The sequence below is a fragment of the Streptosporangium sp. H13245 genome (genome assembly GCF_055690525.1).
In genome coordinates this window covers 36,124-50,078 of record NZ_JBSZKT010000007.1, presented here as the reverse complement: position 1 = coordinate 50,078, position 13,955 = coordinate 36,124, and the positions used below count along the sequence as shown (strand labels likewise).

The window sequence follows — 13,955 nt, the reverse complement described above, 5'->3', positions numbered from 1 at the left end:
CCGTTCTTGGCCAGACTCAGGACGACCGGCGGCGAATACCCGTGCCGACTTCAAGCCCGCCCAGCTCCAGACGGCCGCTCGGCTCGGACTGGCCTGATTGCCAAGGCGCGTAAGTTCGCCGCCGAGCACGGCCCGATCGTCTACAGGTCCTTCCGAGGTGCTCCGCGCGGCTCGGATGGTTGTGTCGCCGCGATATGGACGCAGCGCGTCATCGAGCAAGAGCTTGATGACTCGGTCTCGGCGACCGCCCACCTGTTTCAACAGAAAGTGCCCAAGATCGCTGACGCTAAAGTCACCGTGATCGGGCGGGCCGTGTTCGCGAGCTTCGACCATGAGGTGCCGACCCGGCGGTTGGTCGGCGATAGCGAGCCCGGCGGCTCGCTATCGCCACTTGAGAATACGGGTGCCGCGGCCTTACTTACTCAATGCGGACCCGCAGCAGCCACGAGGGGCTGTTCCAATCGCAGGTAAAGTCGATGACGACTCCGGCGCCCAGCATTTCGCGCCCCTGCTGCCTGCAGGCTCCGTGTGTGGCGTAGTTTTTGTAATTCACCCACACGCCCGCGCTTGGGGCCTGGGCCTGTATTTGGCTCCCTGATTCTGCTTGTGCGGGAGCCGAGAGGAGGGTTCCTCCGGCCATCAAGGCTGCCGCCGCCATCAGGGTTGCCGCCGTCTGTGTTAGAGCGCGTCGCACACTGTTCCCCTCGTTCGATGGACCTTTGAAGAAGGCGCTGCGAGGCGTCGAATTCGAGCTCGTGTGGCCACACGGTATGGTTTGTCGATTTGGTCGACTGACATGTTTCGAGGCAGCAGTCAGATGGCCGCCGATGGACGAACCGAGGCTGCCCCTTCCCCGAGTTCGTCGCCGAGCTGTCATCCCCGTTGAGATACTGCAGAGCCAGTTCGTTCCAATAAATCGTGACGCCTCGCCATTATCTGCGCAATTCGTACCTTCAGCACCGTACTATTCTGGATCAGATTGCACAAGATCGGATCGGCGTGCGCGCCCGTCGGTTCCGATGTCGAGAGATGTCAACTGTGGGTTTGAGCTGCAGGTTTATCCCGACTTTCTGGTTGAGATAGCAGTCGGGGTCGGGCACGCTCGAAGCTCGTGGTGCTCCTTCTCCTCTCATTGCGGGCCTGCTGGTCGCGAGTGTGAAGGCATGTCAGGTGTCACCGCGGTGGTCACGCTGAGTGAAAGTGATATGGGGCGTGTCAACCGGAGGCCGCGGTCGGTGGCCGGTGTGAGGTGCCGAGGATCGCGGCGAGTTCGAGGTGGCGGGAGGCTCCGCGCGCCTTCGTCAGGGGCTGAGCGGAACCGGCCGGAATGTTGTCGTGAAACCTACTTTCCCGCAAGGAAAACAGGTGCTACTTTCCTCGCAGGAAAGTAGTCGGACGGCTGAGGACGCCCCCATGAACGTTCAGGACGCACAGACCACCCTCCAGGACATACGCCGCCTGCAGGACAGGACTCGCGACGAGCTCGCCCGCCACCTCGTCGCCCTCCCCTACATGACCCTCATGGCCGTGGGCCTGTTCATCGGATACGCCTCGACCGACCTCCCGGAACCCTGGGACGGTCCCGCTCTCGTGCTCGGATTGGGCCTGTTCGTTGGGATGGTGTTCGCGCAACATTTCCGCATGTGCAGGGCCTCGGTGCGCCCGCGCTTCGTGGGGGTGTCCGACCGTCTGGAGCTGCTGTTCTACCTGGGCTGGGCGGCAGGCCCCGTGCTGCCCTTTCTCGCGTCCGAGTGGGCGGCCGAGGCCCTCGGCCTGCCCGCGAAGGACACGCTCGCCGCGGCCGTCACGGCCCTGGCGTACGTCGCGGTCACGCCGCTGCTCCGCATGGCCGCCAAGTCGATCATGCGGCGGCAGGACGGGCGAGGGTGATGGACCCGTCCTTCGACGAGTTCCTGCACGTCCCGGCCCGGCTGTCGATCGTGGCACTCCTGGCGCCGGCCGGATGGGTGGATTTCGGCTTCCTGCGCGACGCGGTCGAGACCAGCGACTCGGCCCTGTCCAAGCAGATCTCCGCGCTGGCCGGTGCCGGTTACGTCGCGGTGCGCAAGACGCGGGACGACGGTGCCCGGCGCACCCACGTACGGCTCACCCCGGAGGGCAGGGAGGCCTTCCGGCGGCACGCGGCCGCTCTGGAGCGGATCGTGGAGGCCGCGCGCACCCCGGTGGAGCGGGCGACCGCGCCGGACGCGAGAGCCAGGTAGCCGGACGAGACCTGAGCGTCCAGGGCTTTCCTTTCCTCGCGTGAACCGTCACGGCCCGGGAATCCCGAGGTCAAGCGCCTCAAGCGTCCCAAGCGCTGACCGTACGGCTCGCGCGGTGTCGGCGGACCGCGTCGCGGTTGGCGCATCGCTGGGAGCAGTAGCGCTGCCGCCCGGTGCGGGAGGTGTCGGCGAAGATCGTGGCGCACTCGGTCACGGCGCAGCGCCGGAGCCGGTGCATGCCCCGTCCCGCCAGGTGCAGCGCGGTGCCCACGGAGATGAGCGCGAACAGCACGGAGCCGAGCGGCCGGTTGTCGTCGCGGTAGTGCAGGTGCCAGCCGCTGCCCGCGTGGTCGGTCAGTCGCGGGTGGGCGGCGGACTCCGCCAGCATGCGGTTGAGCAGCTCGGCGCGCTCGTGCTCGTCGGTGGCGTCGACGACCTTCTCCCACGCCTCCAGCGCGGCGTGGGTACGGTCCAGGTCCCGCGACGTGACCGGGCGCTCCAGTACGAGCCCGGCGGCGCGGCAGCGGTCCGAGAGCTCCCCGGCGGTCGCCGGACGCCGGTTGGCCAGGTCCGCGGCCAGGTTCACCACATCTTCGCCGTAAGGGTTGAGGTGCATAAGACCATTACATCACCCTTGTCGGCATGACACACCACACCGATGTACGGCAGGCGTCGGAGGACGACGTCGCGGAACTCGTACGCCTGCGGGCGTTGCTGTTCGAGGACCTCGGCGGCGACTTCTTCAATCCCTCGTCGGCGGGCGACGGCTGGCGGGACGTCCTCGCCGAGGTTCTGAGGGCGAAGCTGGCGGAGGACGACGCGTGCGTCCTGGTCGTGGACGGCGACGAGGGCCTCGCCGCCTGCGGCATCGGCACCGTCGAGCAGTGGTTTCCCGGCCCGCACTCGCGGAACGGCCGGATCGGGCACGTGATCGGCGTGGTCACCGATCCGGCGTACCGGCGGCGTGGCCACAGCCGCGCGATCATGCGGGGCCTGCTCGGCTGGTTCCGCGAACGTGAGGCCGTCCGGGTGGACCTGTACGCCTCTCGCGAGGGCGAGCCGCTCTACCGGGAACTCGGCTTCTTCGACCACCCCGACCCCGCGTTGTGCTGGCGCCCGTGACGAACGCCCGGCCGTACCGGGTGACCGGCCGCGCGCCTATGACGAACGCCCGGCCGTACCGGGGTGTCGGCCGCGCGCCTGTGACGGATGCTCGGCCGTACCGGGTGACCGGGCGTGTGGCCGTGACCGGCCCGGTGGCGCGTCATCCTGAGCGGGGAGCCGGATGAGCGGCGGCGAGCCGGCGCACCACGCGTGGCGATACCGGTGGGTCATCCTCGGTGTCGCCACCTTCACCCAGGCCGCCTCCGGGTTCTTCGTGCAGGGCATCGGGGCGATGGGCGTCCACCTGCAACGCGATCTGAGCCTGAACACGGCTCAGCTGGGTCTCCTGCTCTCGGCGGCCCAGCTGGTCCCCCTGGTCGGGTTGCTGGTGGCAGGGGAGCTGCTGGACCGTCACAACGAGCGCTGGGTCGTCGGGGTGGGCGCCTGTGTCGTCGCCGTGAGCCTGGGGGTGGGCAGCCTGGCGCCGGGGTACGCGTCCCTGCTCCTTGTCCTGCTGGTCGTCGGCGCGGGATACAGCACCGTTCAGCCCGGCGGCGGCAAGTCGGTGGCGTCCTGGTTCGGCGCGTCCCAGCGGGGACTGGCGATGGGCATCCGCCAGGCGGGCCTGCCGCTGGGCGGCGTCCTCGCCGCGGCCGTGCTTCCCGTCCTCGCCGCCGCTCTCGGCTGGCGGGCGACGCTCGTGGCCGGTGCGCTCGTCGCGCTGTCGGGAGCCGTCGCCTTCATGTGCCTCTACCGTCGGCCGCCCGCCCAGAGCCCTCTTCGGGACGGCGCTTCCCAGAGGCCTCCCCGGGACGGTGCTTCTCGTGGCCCGGGGCCGCACGCCTCGCTCGCGTCGTGGTTCGGTGCCCGGCTGCGTATGCTCCGTGAACCGTCCATGGTGAAGATCATCCTGTCCGGGACGAGCATGGTCTCGGTGCACAGCGGGGTGGGCATCCTGACCGTGCTGTACCTCTACGAGGCGACGGCCGTCGAGGCGGGTACGGCGGCCCTCGTCTTCGTGGCGGTCCAGGGGGCGGGCGCCGCGGGCCGCGTCTGCCTGGCGGCCTGGAGCGACCGCAGCGGGTCCGGGCGCTACGTCTGCGTCCTGACCTGCATGGCCGCCGTGATCGTAGGGATGTCGGCGCTGATGACCCCGGTGGGGCGTTCGCCCGTGGCGGCCTGCCTGCTGTTCGTCTGGCTCGGGTTCTTCGGGATCGGCTGGTACGGCCCGTGGGTCGCCTACGTGGCCGAATCGGCGCCGCCGGGCAGGACGGGACTCGTCCTCGGCCTGGCCATGGCCGTCAACCAGATCGCCGTCGTCCTGGCGCCGCCCGTTCTCGGCCTGCTCAGGGACCTGACCGGCAGTTTCGTACCGGCCTGGGGCCTGCTCTGCGCGATGACCGCCGCCGCCCTGACGGTCACGGCTCGCGGGGAACGCCGGCGGGCGATCGCCTAGGCTCTGGCATCGGGCCCGCCGGGGAGAATGGGCGTACGCGGCAGGGGGAGGGAAGGGGCGTGCGGGAAACGCCCGGTGCGGCCGGAACCTTCGCGGCGGCAGGCGCGTACAGGTGATCATCTAAGCAGGCTACGAACACAGGAGGCTGAGAACCGTGCCGATCTCCCGCCGGACAGGATTGGGCCTGGCCCTGCTGAGCGCGGCCCTGGTCGCCTGCTCCTCCACCGGGGCCACCGAGTCTGCTGATTCCGGATCCGCTCCTCCCACGGCCACGGCCACGGCCACGGCCTCGCGGGCGGAGCCCGGCGGGGAGACGGGGGCGAAGACGGCCCCGAAGGTCCGCTTCACCGAGTTCGCACAGCTCGACATGCCGGTGGCGATGGCCCTGCGCGAGGACGATCCGACGCTCTACATCGCCGAGCAGACGGGACGGCTGCGCGCCGTGACGGACGGGAAGGTCGCCGAGGCGCCCGTCGTCGACCTCTCCCAGGAGATCAGCACGGGCAACGAGCAGGGACTGCTCGGGGTGGCCTTCCACCCGGACGGAGACTTCCTCTATCTCAACTGGACCGACCGCGAAGGGCACACCCACGTCACCGAATGGGCCTTCTCCGGCGGTAAGGCGACCGGCCGCAGGGACGTGCTGACCCAGCGGCAGCCGTACGCCAACCACAACGGCGGGCAGCTCGCCTTCGGGCCCGACGGGTACCTCTACATCGCCCTCGGCGACGGCGGCAGCGGGGGAGACCCGCAGGGCAACGGCCAGAACCTGGACACCTGGCTCGGCAAGATCCTCAGGATCGACCCGCGCGGCACCCCGTACAAGGTTCCCCGCGACAACCCGTTCGCCGGTAAGCAGGGCGCCAAGCCGGAGATCTGGTCGTACGGCCTGCGCAACCCCTGGCGCTTCACCTTCGACGCGAAGACCGGCGACATGTGGATCGGCGACGTCGGCCAGAACGCCTGGGAGGAGGTCGACTTCGAGCCGAAGGGCGAGGGGGGCCGCAACTACGGCTGGAACCTGAAGGAGGGCACCCATCCCTTCGAGGGCGGTGGCGGTGGTGGCGGGAAGCTGGTGGATCCGGTCATCGAGTATCCCCTGGGCGAGGGGGGCAACTGCTCGGTCATCGCCGGATACGTCTACCGGGGTAAGAAGATCCCCGGCCTGGAGGGGCGGTTCGTCTACGGCGACTTCTGCGCGGGCTGGGTGAAGGCCGCGCCTCCCGGTGGATCGGGGCAGGGCGACGACCTCGGCACGGTGGAGCAGCTGTCGTCCTTCGGCCAGGACCACGACGGCGAGTTGTACGCGCTCAGCCTGTCGGGGCCCGTCTATCGGGTCGAGGCCGCGCCGTGACCACGTCCGACGTCGCTCGGCCTAAATGATCAGAGAACAGTCGGCGATCGTTCGGTAAGGAACGTGAGCCGGGCGAGTGGGTTTTTCGAATAGGAAAATATAACGGGTTCCGGAGTCATGTCGTTTGTGCGTCAAGCGTCTGTTCCTGGTTTGACGTATTCGCCATGGGGAGCCCGAGATGGCTGGAAAGTTCATCCTGTCCGTTCTTCTCGCGGTGATGGCCGGGAGCGGTGCGGGGATCGGGACCGGTGGGGAGGCGATCGCCGGGGCCGGTAGGGCGGTGATTGCTGGAGCCGGGACTGGTGGGGAGGCGATCGTTGGAGCCGGGATCGGTAGGGAGGCGATCGTTGGAATCGGGATCGGCAGGGAGGTGGCCGCTGGAGCCGGGCTCCGGACATCGGCGGTCGCTCCGTACCCGCCATCCATCGCATTCGCCGCCGCCGCCGCGAGACTCGCCGCCGCCGCCGCGAACGTCCAGGCCGCCGCCGCGAGTGCCGCCGCCGCGGCCGGGGCGGTCGCCCTCGCGGCCGTGAACGTCGCCGCCGCCGTACAGAACATCGCCGGTGCCGTCGGGGGAGCCAACTTCGGCCCGCAGCTGGCCTCCATCGCCTCGGCGAGGGCCGGGCTCCGCGCCGCACAGGGTGGCGGGTCCAGTGCGGCGAGGGTCGCGCCCGCCAGGATGGGGGTCGTACCTGCCAGGATGAGGGGCGCACCCGCCGCCATGGGGGTCGTGCCCGCCGCGAGGGTCTCCTTCGTGGCGCGGCGGACCGTCTCCGGCGAAGCCCGCTCCGGTACCGAGGAGTTCGGTACCGAGGGGGCCAACACTGCGGGGTCCGGTGCCGAGGAGTTCGGTACTGCGGGGTCCGGCATTGAGAAGTCCAGCACTGCGGGGTCCCGTACCGAGGAGTTCGGTACTGCGGAGGGTGGCTCCCATGCCGCGTCGCTCGCGGCTCAGGCCGAGAGGATCGCCGCTCAGGCCGGGGACATCGCCAGGAGCACCTGGGAGATCGCTGCCGAGGCCGGGGACGTCGCCACCGAGGCCGGTGGCGTCGCGGTTCTCGCGGCGCCGTTCGACTCCGACGCCGCGGTGGCCGCCGCCGATGCCGCGCGGGAGGCCGCCGAGGGCGAGGAGATCGCCAAGGCCGCCGCGGTCCTCGCCTCCGCCGGGGAGTCCCTCGCCCTCGCCGCGGCTAGCCTCGCGCGCCTCATCGCCGATGCCGATCCCGACGCCGATAGGGGTGACGGTGATGGGTTCGGTGACGGTGACGGCAGCGGGTTCAGGGGGTGCGGTGGCTGCGGTGACGACTGCGGAAAGGGCACCGGGGGATGTGTTCGCGGGACCTCGCTGGACAAGGGCGACGGCGGCGGGCTGCCCTTCACCGGAGCGCACCTGACGGTCATGGCCGCGGTGGGCGGTGGCCTGCTGGCCGCCGGGGCCGTGGGCATCCTGATCTCCGTGCGGCGCCGCCGATCCTCCAGCACCGTCCTCTAGCCCGGTGCCGTCCGATTCGGTGCCCTCTGGCCCGCTCTCGTCTGACGCGGCTTCGTCTGATTCATTCCCGTCTGGCCCGCTCCCGTCTGACGCGGCGTCGTCTGGTTCGGCTCCATCTGGTTCAGTGTCGTCTGGGCTGGTTCCGTCTGACGTGATCCCATCTGGGCCGGTCACGTCTGATGCGGTTCCGTCTGGCCCGGTGTCGTCTGATCCGGTGCTGTCCGGTTCGGTGTCGTCTGGCTTGGCCCCGTCTAGTTCGATGCCGTCTGGTTTGGTTCTGTCTGGCCCGGTGTTGTCTGGTTCGGTGTCGCGGGGAAGGCGTCGTCGGGTCGTTGTGGTCTGTTTGCTGGTTCTCGCTGTTGCCGTACCGGCGGGGGGTTGGTCCGCCCATCTCGGGCTGAGCGTACGAGATCATCTGGAGGCGGCCGAGAACGCGTTGCTCCGGTTGCGTGCGGTGGTGGGCGCGGGTGAACCGGGTCTCATGGCGGCGCCGCTCTCCGAGGCGCGGTGGCACGCGGCCGAGGCGCGGCGGCTCACCTCGGGCGCGGACTGGTCGCTGCTCACCCACGTCCCGGTGCTGGGGGACGCCGCGACGACCGTACGGGCGATGGCCGAGGGGGTCGCGGAGCTGACCGACGTGCTGGACGGCGTCCGGCGGGCCGGTGCGGCGTTCGTCGCGGCGGGCACGTCCTCGCCGGGCGACCCGAGGCGGCTGCTGGCCACGGCCGAGAGGGCGGCGCCGGTCCTCGACGACGCCGTGACCCGGCTCGCGCGGGTGAGTGCCCGCCTGGCGGCCGTACCGGCGCGTACCGGAGTGGACCGGCTGGACCGGGCGCGCGGCACGGCGCTGCGCGAGATCGACCGGCTGCGCGCCGGGCTGGGCGACGTGGCGACCGCCGCCGCGCTGCTCCCCCCGATGCTCGGCGCCGACGGTCCGCGCCGCTACTTCCTGGCCTTCCAGACGAACGCCGAGGCGCGGGGCACCGGGGGCCTGGTGGGAGCCTTCGGCATCCTGCGGGCCGACCGCGGCCGGATCACCGTCGAGCGGCTGGCCCCCAACGACAGTCTCGCCGCCAGCCCCGTTCCCGTCGCCGACCACGGCCGGGACTTCCGTGGCCGCTACGGGCCGGGCGCGGCCAGGATGCTGTCCGTCTCCAACCTCTCCCCGCACTTCCCGTACGCCGCCGCCACCTGGACCGGGCTGTGGGAACGGCAGGCCCGCACGCGGCTCGACGGCGCCATCGCCACCGACCCGGTCGGGCTGTCGCACCTGCTGGGGCTGACCGGCCCGGTCACCCTGCCCGGCGGGGAGCAGGTGACCTCGGGGAACGTCGTCGACCTCACCGAGCGGGCGGCCTACGCCCGCTACACCGACCCCGTGGCGCGCAAGCGGTTCCTCATCGAGGTCGCCCGTGCCGCCGGTGAGGCGCTGCCCGCGTTTTTCGCCGACCCCGCCGGGCTGATGCCCGTGCTGTCCGCGATGGTGGGCGACCGGCGGCTCCAGGTCTGGAGCCGTCACGGGGCCGAGCAGCGGTTCCTGGCCGGTACCCCGGTCGGCGGCGTGCTGCCGTCGGGGCCGGGGCCGTTCGCGGGACTGGTGGTCAACAACTCCGCGGGAAACAAGCTCGACTACTACCTGAACCGCTCCCTGGACTACGCGCTGGGTCCCTGCCGGGGCGGCCTGCGTTCCTCGACCGTGCGGATCCGGCTCGGGAACGACGTCCCCGGCGGAGACCTGCCCTCCTACGTCACCGGCAGGCTCGACCTCCCCTCGCGACGGCACGTCCCCGGCTCCAACCTGCTCTGGGTGTCGCTGTACGGCGGGATCGGCGGCCGGATGACCGAGGTCAGGCTCGACGGCGAGCGGACGGCGGTCGTCCGGGGGATGGAGCGGTCACACCCCGTCTACTCGACGATGCTGGAACTCGCCCCCGGCCAGTCGAGGTCCCTGGAGTTCGACCTCACGGAGGTCGCCTCGGGGGAACCGCCGCTGGTCCCGGTCCAGCCGCTCGTCCGGCCGCAGCGGACCCGCGTCACCGAGGACCCGCGCGGATGTCCCCCTTGAGGGTACGCATCGGTACGAAGCCGGGACAAAGAGCGTCGGGACAAAGGGCAAAGGGCGGTGTGCCGCGGGCGGTGGCGGGCCGGGGCCGACCTACCCTCTCGTCATGAGGGTCTCACCACGGGACGCCGGGAGCGCGCGGAGCCCTACGACCGGGGTCACCGGGAACCGGGAGACCGGGCACGAGGGGTGCGGCCCACGCTGCTGGGGGAACGCGCGGAAGGCGCCCGGGGAGGGTGTCCGCTTCCGCATCCTGTTCGTGTGCACGGGCAACATCTGCCGTTCCCCGCTCGCCGAGCGGCTGACCCGCTCGGCGCTCGGGCCGTGCCCGGCGCTCCGGGTGACCAGCGCGGGCACCCACGCCCAGCCGGGCCTGGAGATGACGGCGCACGCCCGGCGGACGCTGGTACGGCTCGGCGGGGATCCCGCGGACTTCGGCTCCCGCCTCCTCGTCCCCGGGCTGGTGGCCGACGCGGACCTGGTGCTCACGGCCACCGGCGGGCACCGAGGGCAGACGGTGGCCCTGCATCTCGCGGCGGTCACACGGACCTTCACCATCGCCGAGTTCGGCGCGCTGGTGCGGGCCGTGCCGCCGGAGCGGATCATCCGGTATCGCGATCCCGCGCGGCGGGCCCGCGCCCTGGTCGACGAGGCGCGGGCACTGCGCGGTTTGGTACGGGTGGACGAACCCGACATCGCCGACCCTCACGGAGGTTCCCGGCTCGCCCACCGGGCGGCAGGGCGGAGCATCGCGAGAGCGCTCGCCGTCCCGCTGTGGCTGCTCACACACCCACGGGATGCCTTTTAGTCTCGTATCCGTATCCGAATGTGGCTGCTCACACACTCACGGGATGCCTGAGCTGGGGCTTCGCCTCGTGGCCGTAGCCATATCCGTATCCGTACCGGTATCCGAAGTACGCGGTGTCCTTGACCGGGACGAAGTTCAGCACGTTCCCCACCACCCGGGCGTTGACCGACGACAGCAGGTGCGCGGCGCGGGCTATGTGCTCCCGCCGGGTCCTGCCGTGACGGGTGATCAGGAGGGCGCCGTCGCAGAGCGCGCCGAGCGTCGCGGCGTCGGTCACCGGCAACAGCGGCGGCGTGTCGATGATCACCATGTCGTACGTCTCGGTCAGCTCGGCCAGCACCTCGCGCATCCCGTCGGAGCCGAGCAGCTCGCTCGGGTTCGGCGGGATCTGCCCGCTCGGCAGGACCGACACGCCCGGCTCGCCCCAGACCTGGACGACCTCCTCCAGCAGGGCCCTGCTGATCAGCACGTCCGTCAGGCCCACCGCCCCCTCGATGCCGAGGTACTGGGGGATGGTCGGGTGGCGCAGGTCGCCGTCCACCAGGATGACCCGCCATCCGGCCTGGGCGAGGGTTATCGCCAGGTTGGCGGAGACCGACGACTTTCCCTCGCCCGGCAGGCAACTGGTGACCACGAGCGACTTCGGCTGCCGGTCGACGCCGATGAACTGCAGGTTGGTACGGAGCATCCGGAACGCCTCGGACCTGGACGACCGGCCCTGGTTGTGCACGATCAGGGGGTGGTGCCGCGCGTCCCGCTCGTAGCCGATGATCCCCAGGGTCGAGCCGCCCGACGCGTGCTGCAGCGCCTCCACCGACTTGACCGTGGTGTCCAGGCGGTCCCGGACGGCGATGAAGGTCATGGCCAGGATCAGGGCGGCCAGCAGGGCCATCACCAGGTTGACCAGCGGCCGGGGACTGACCGGTGTCTCGGGCGTCTCCGCCCGGTCCACCAGCGTGACCTTCACGATGGGACGGCTGGAGGGGGTGGGCCGCTCGATCTGGTCGATGAGCTCGGCGAAGCGCTCGCCCAGGGCGTTGGCCAGGGAGGCGGCCCGTGAGGGGCTGGGGTCGGCGACCGTGGCACGCAGCAGCACGGTGCCGGGGACGGCCTCCGCGGTGATGTTCGCCTGCACGCGCTCCACGTCCTCCTCCCCGGTGATCTGGCCGACCACCCGCCTGCTGGAGAGCAGGGTCGCGTACGAGTGCACCCGCTGCGCCGACAGCATCCCCGCCTGGTAGGCGGTGGACAGGCTCCCCTCCCTGTCGTGGCCGGAGACCAGCATGGAGATCGTCGCGACGTACTTCGGCGGTGTGCCCGCCGTGATGGCGGTCGCCGCGCCCACCGCCAGGAGCAGCGACAGCAGGATGAGCGGCCAGTTCCTGCGCGCGAGCCGTAGGTAATGGAGGAGTTCCACGTCAGTGCCGCCTTTCACGGATCTTCACGGAGGGCTCGGGGGAGCGGGCCGGTGCGCGGGTGCTCGCGCCGCGCAGCGGGCGGGCGAGGACGACGGCGATGAGGCAGGCCGAGGCCGTCGCGGCGAGCGGGGACGTCCGGCCCGTGACCATCGCCAGGCAGAGGGCGCCGGTGAGCGCCGCGACCGCGCCGAGCGCCACCGCGACCGCGCGGGTCCCCAGACCGGCGCGGCGCAGCCGGTGCGACACGTGGTCGGTGCCGCCCCGCAACGGTGAACGGCCCGCCAGCACCCGGGAGACGAAGACCACGCAGGTGTCGAGGGTCGCCAGGAAGGTCGGCAGGAACAGCCCGGCGACCGTCGCGCCCGGCGGCCGTCCGCCGACCAGGACCGCCGCCGAACAGGCCAGCGTGAACCCGATGAACAGCGATCCCGAGTCGCCCATGAACACCCTCGCGGGCGCCCAGTTGTACGGCAGGAACCCCAGGCACGCGCAGGCGAGCGCGCACAGGAGCAGCGCGAGCGCGGTGTGGCCGCGTGCCAGGGCCGTGGCGGCCAGGAGCGCCGAGGTGACGGCGGCGACGGTTCCCAGCGCGCCGTCCATGTTGTCCAGCAGGTTGAAGGAGTTCGTCATCACGACGATCCACACCACCGTGAGGACGCCGTCCAGCCACGTCCCGGTCACGGTCGCCTGGACACCGGAGAGCACCACCCCGATCGCCACCACGGTCTCCACGGCCAGCCTGGTGACCGCGGGCAGGGGGGCGATGTCGTCGACCAGGCCCAGGACGGACACCGTGGCCGCGGCGAGGAGGATCGCGGTGATCTGCGGGTCGGCGAGGCCGAGGGCGATCAGGGTGGGCACGACGGTGGCCGCCGCGATCGCGACACCGCCGACGTACGGGGTCGGGCGGGCGTGGACCTTGTGCCCGCCGGGGCTGTCGACGAGGTCCCAGCGGACCGCGAGGCGCCTCAGCGGCAGTACGGCCGTGGCGCTGAGCGCGCAGGCCGCTCCCGAGGCGAGGGCGAGGGTCCCGCTCACGGGGCGGACGCCGCCGGTTCCCCCGAGGCCTCCCTGATGATCTCGACGAGGATCTCGTCGAGGCTGTGGCGCGGGACCCAGCCGGTGAGCGCGCGGAGCTTCGCGGTGTCGGGGACCCTGCGGGTCATGTCCTCGAAGCCCCGCTCGTAGGCCTCGGCGTAGGGGACGAGGTCGATCCCGGAGGTGGACCCGGTGAACTCGATGATGAGTTTCGCCAGCTCCATGATGCTCACCTCGTCGCCGGAGCCGATGTTGAAGGTCTCACCGATCGCCGCGTCCTCGTCGAGCAGCCTGAGCAGCGCGTCGACGACGTCCGCGACGTGCGCGAAGCAGCGGGTCTGGGTCCCGTCGCCGAACACGGTCAGCGGGACGGCCGAGAGCGCCTGCCGGACGAGGCTCGGGATGACCATGCCGTAGCTCGGGCTCTGCCGGGGGCCCACCGTGTTGAACAGCCGGACGATGATCGTCGGCAGGCCGCGTTCCTTGTGGTAGGCGTTGGCGAGGATCTCGTCGACGGCCTTCGCGGTGCTGTAGGCCCAGCGGACCACGGCGGGGCTGCCGAGGACGCGGTCGGCGTCCTCGCGCAGCGCGCCCGAGGAGTTCTTGCCGTAGATCTCGCTCGTGCTGGTGATCAGGATCTTCTTCCGGTACCGGTGCGCGGCCTCGATGACGATCTCCGAACCCCGGATGTTGGTCGTCAGCGACCGCAGCGGCTGCTCGACGATCAGTTTGACGCCGACCGCGGCGGCCAGGTGGACGACGACGTCACACCGGTGGACCAGCTCGTCGATCATGAGCTCGTCCAGGACCGACCCGTGCACGAAACGCAGGTTCGGGTGCGGCCGGAGGTTCTCCAGCCGTCCCGTCGAGAGATTGTCCAGGACGACGACGGAGTCGCCTCGGGCGAGCAGGGCGTCGGCCAGGTGCGATCCGATGAATCCGCTGCCGCCCGTTATCAGGTAGCTGGTTGGTGGTGTCTCGCTCACGGGCTTCTCCTCATC

General features: G+C 71.0%; 12 protein-coding genes. 8 read left to right on the top strand and 4 right to left on the bottom strand.

Features of this window, described 5'->3' with window-relative positions; genetic code table 11:
• The first annotated feature begins 1,413 nt into the window (after positions 1 to 1,413).
• Both ACW9TB_RS14605 and ACW9TB_RS14600 read left to right on the top strand, forming a co-directional pair.
• The gene (locus ACW9TB_RS14605) at positions 1,414 to 1,890 is read left to right on the top strand and encodes a hypothetical protein (protein WP_472748548.1); all 477 of its coding nucleotides are present in this window, start codon (positions 1,414 to 1,416) and stop codon (positions 1,888 to 1,890) included.
• Complete coding sequence (locus ACW9TB_RS14600) at positions 1,890 to 2,222, top strand: winged helix-turn-helix domain-containing protein (RefSeq protein WP_472748547.1); 333 nt, start codon at positions 1,890 to 1,892, stop codon at positions 2,220 to 2,222. Before ACW9TB_RS14605 ends, ACW9TB_RS14600 begins: the two co-directional genes overlap by 1 nt.
• Positions 2,223 to 2,301: 79 nt before the next feature.
• On the opposite strand, the gene ACW9TB_RS14595 is transcribed toward ACW9TB_RS14600, so the two are convergent.
• Positions 2,302 to 2,838, bottom strand: a complete 537-nt coding sequence (locus ACW9TB_RS14595; protein WP_472748546.1) for a CGNR zinc finger domain-containing protein — start codon at positions 2,836 to 2,838, stop codon at positions 2,302 to 2,304.
• A 26-nt stretch (positions 2,839 to 2,864) separates the two neighbouring features.
• Here ACW9TB_RS14595 and ACW9TB_RS14590 point away from each other — a divergent pair, with 26 nt between their 5' ends.
• The 6 genes from ACW9TB_RS14590 to ACW9TB_RS14565 all read left to right on the top strand — a co-directional run bounded on the left by ACW9TB_RS14590 (position 2,865) and on the right by ACW9TB_RS14565 (position 10,498).
• Positions 2,865 to 3,344, top strand: coding sequence for a GNAT family N-acetyltransferase (locus ACW9TB_RS14590; RefSeq protein ID WP_472748545.1), 480 nt, complete (start codon positions 2,865 to 2,867; stop codon positions 3,342 to 3,344).
• Positions 3,345 to 3,507: 163 nt separating this feature from the next.
• Positions 3,508 to 4,782, top strand: a complete 1,275-nt coding sequence (locus tag ACW9TB_RS14585) for an MFS transporter (RefSeq protein WP_472748544.1) — start codon at positions 3,508 to 3,510, stop codon at positions 4,780 to 4,782.
• A gap of 154 nt (positions 4,783 to 4,936) precedes the next feature.
• Entirely contained in the window at positions 4,937 to 6,136 is a 1,200-nt protein-coding gene (locus tag ACW9TB_RS14580) for a PQQ-dependent sugar dehydrogenase (RefSeq protein ID WP_472748543.1), read from the top strand.
• 178 nt (positions 6,137 to 6,314) lie between these two features.
• Positions 6,315 to 7,628 (top strand): hypothetical protein, encoded by a 1,314-nt coding sequence (locus ACW9TB_RS14575; RefSeq protein WP_472748542.1) that lies wholly within the window; start codon positions 6,315 to 6,317, stop codon positions 7,626 to 7,628.
• 481 nt (positions 7,629 to 8,109) lie between these two features.
• Positions 8,110 to 9,693 carry a DUF4012 domain-containing protein gene (locus ACW9TB_RS14570; RefSeq protein ID WP_472748541.1) on the top strand — a complete coding sequence of 528 codons (1,584 nt, stop codon included), beginning with the start codon at positions 8,110 to 8,112 and terminating at the stop codon, positions 9,691 to 9,693.
• Positions 9,694 to 9,796: 103 nt separating this feature from the next.
• Complete coding sequence (locus ACW9TB_RS14565) at positions 9,797 to 10,498, top strand: arsenate reductase/protein-tyrosine-phosphatase family protein (RefSeq protein WP_472748540.1); 702 nt, start codon at positions 9,797 to 9,799, stop codon at positions 10,496 to 10,498.
• A gap of 28 nt (positions 10,499 to 10,526) precedes the next feature.
• On the opposite strand, the gene ACW9TB_RS14560 is transcribed toward ACW9TB_RS14565, so the two are convergent.
• From ACW9TB_RS14560 to ACW9TB_RS14550, 3 genes are read right to left on the bottom strand one after another with little or no spacing between them, the layout of a single operon-like run.
• Positions 10,527 to 11,915 (bottom strand): tyrosine-protein kinase domain-containing protein, encoded by a 1,389-nt coding sequence (locus ACW9TB_RS14560; RefSeq protein ID WP_472748539.1) that lies wholly within the window; start codon positions 11,913 to 11,915, stop codon positions 10,527 to 10,529.
• Between the two features lies 1 nt (position 11,916).
• A complete protein-coding gene (locus tag ACW9TB_RS14555; RefSeq protein WP_472748538.1) occupies positions 11,917 to 12,954 on the bottom strand; it encodes an MraY family glycosyltransferase in 1,038 nt (345 codons plus the stop codon).
• A complete protein-coding gene (locus ACW9TB_RS14550; RefSeq protein ID WP_472748537.1) occupies positions 12,951 to 13,940 on the bottom strand; it encodes an NAD-dependent epimerase/dehydratase family protein in 990 nt (329 codons plus the stop codon). The genes ACW9TB_RS14555 and ACW9TB_RS14550 overlap by 4 nt, the downstream gene beginning before the upstream one ends.
• Positions 13,941 to 13,955: the final 15 nt, after the last annotated feature.

Coding starts and splice junctions, on each gene's coding strand:
- ACW9TB_RS14575 (WP_472748542.1), top strand. CDS start 6,315: ATGGCTGGAAAGTTCATCCTGTCCGTTCTTCTCGCGGTGATGGCCGGG.
- ACW9TB_RS14590 (WP_472748545.1), top strand. CDS start 2,865: ATGACACACCACACCGATGTACGGCAGGCGTCGGAGGACGACGTCGCG.
- ACW9TB_RS14570 (WP_472748541.1), top strand. CDS start 8,110: ATGGCGGCGCCGCTCTCCGAGGCGCGGTGGCACGCGGCCGAGGCGCGG.
- ACW9TB_RS14585 (WP_472748544.1), top strand. CDS start 3,508: ATGAGCGGCGGCGAGCCGGCGCACCACGCGTGGCGATACCGGTGGGTC.
- ACW9TB_RS14595 (WP_472748546.1), bottom strand. CDS start 2,838: ATGCACCTCAACCCTTACGGCGAAGATGTGGTGAACCTGGCCGCGGAC.
- ACW9TB_RS14600 (WP_472748547.1), top strand. CDS start 1,890: ATGGACCCGTCCTTCGACGAGTTCCTGCACGTCCCGGCCCGGCTGTCG.
- ACW9TB_RS14605 (WP_472748548.1), top strand. CDS start 1,414: ATGAACGTTCAGGACGCACAGACCACCCTCCAGGACATACGCCGCCTG.
- ACW9TB_RS14565 (WP_472748540.1), top strand. CDS start 9,797: ATGAGGGTCTCACCACGGGACGCCGGGAGCGCGCGGAGCCCTACGACC.